Consider the following 1,555-nt stretch of genomic DNA (forward strand, 5'->3'; position numbering starts at 1 on the left):
GATTATAACAAAAAGAACCATTGATAGGCTCTTTTTCATAGTTAGTAAATATGTTATCAACAATAGATGGCGATTAAGGTAGTAATTTAGATGCCTTTAAGTTAATCATCTGAATTTTGTAGGAAGAATTCTTTTTCCATACCTTAATGCTCAATGAAAAAGGATATTTCATTTATTTGGGTGTTCTAGTGTATTTGAATCTTGCGCACTAACAAATTTTGTTTAGGGACAAAATGTATTTTCTTAATAATCAGAAAAATAACACGGCAAAATTCTTATTAATTATTTTGGTAGGTATCAAATATTCCTTTGGCCTTATTTTCATGATATTACCGTACGCTTATATGTTTCTAAGGGAAAGAAATACTTTCATTTTTATGACCATCTATTGTTTGATTAAGATGGTAACACGAAATAGAAGCGTTTACAACCAGAAAATAAAGAAAAAATATTAAAATAAGACTTTTTTCGACAATTATTTTATGTTTATATTTCATTTTATTATAGGAAAAGGCGGGGGAAGCGGACCTTTTCCTATAAAATGTTTTGTTGGAATTAGAAATAACTAAAAAAGTAATATTAGTTTAAAATTAAAATGAAATTCAATGATAAGATTATAATTGAATTTTTAAACCTCAGGTGTATTGAAAGTATGGTCAAATTTTAATCCACTTTGCGTTTCTTCCCTTTGTAACTAGCTTAATATGGCCAAACACTTGCAAGGAATTTAAAGCCTTACTGATTGTACTTTCTGCAATGTCTGGATAAGTGTTACGAATACTCTCCTTAGTAAAAGGTTGTTTTTGTTTAAGTATAAAATCTTGAATTCTCTCAACTTTAGTATGTTTACATATAGAATCTAGAACTGTGTTATGAAGATCTTTGTAAGCCTCTAATATAATTGTTAAAAACGTTTTTAACCAAAAGCTATTATTATGTTCCTCGCAGTACCAATTGACCGAAGATTTATAAATCGAATCGTAATAATCAGATTCATTTTTCTTAATATATTTATCCAAACATACATATTTTACAAATGTATGTCCACTCTTAATTAACAGCAATTGCATTAACATAAATGCCAGCCTGTTATTACCTTGATTGAAAGGGACTATGCAATAAAAATTTAATATAAAACGAGCTATTAATAAAAGTGAATGTAGCCCCTTCCTAGTATTTAATGAGTTGTATTGATCACATAATTGCTCCATAAACTGTGGAATGAGTTCATGCGGAAGAATGCGGTAACTATTCAAGTGCATTCCATGCTCAGGAATACCTGGAATAATAAAAGGTTTTTCACGCCATTTGGCACTGTCAGAGGTAAGGTAATGTATTAGTTGAAAATGTAATTCCTGTATAGTTGCTGGATTAATTGATAAAGTACAGGAGTTTTTATGTACAAAAGAAAGTGTTTGATAATAACAAAAAATAGCATCTTCAGAAATATTTTGAGGTACTATATCATCTAAAATAAGTTCTTTTAATCTTTTATTAGGAACCTTTATATCCTCATAAATAGTTGTGAAATTTTTTATGTAATGTAGTGGTATAG

Annotated in this window: 1 protein-coding gene; it reads right to left on the minus strand. The window is 28.5% G+C overall.

From position 1 onward, the window contains the following. Window positions 1–656: 656 nt before the first annotated feature. Window positions 657–1,555 (minus strand): Fic family protein (locus tag GBN78_RS29675; RefSeq protein ID WP_152128033.1); only part of this gene is annotated, 899 nt, incomplete at its 5' end.

Source organism: Bacillus sp. B2-WWTP-C-10-Post-4 (genome assembly GCF_009183805.1).
Classification (GTDB): domain Bacteria; phylum Bacillota; class Bacilli; order Bacillales; family Bacillaceae_G; genus Bacillus_A; species Bacillus_A cereus.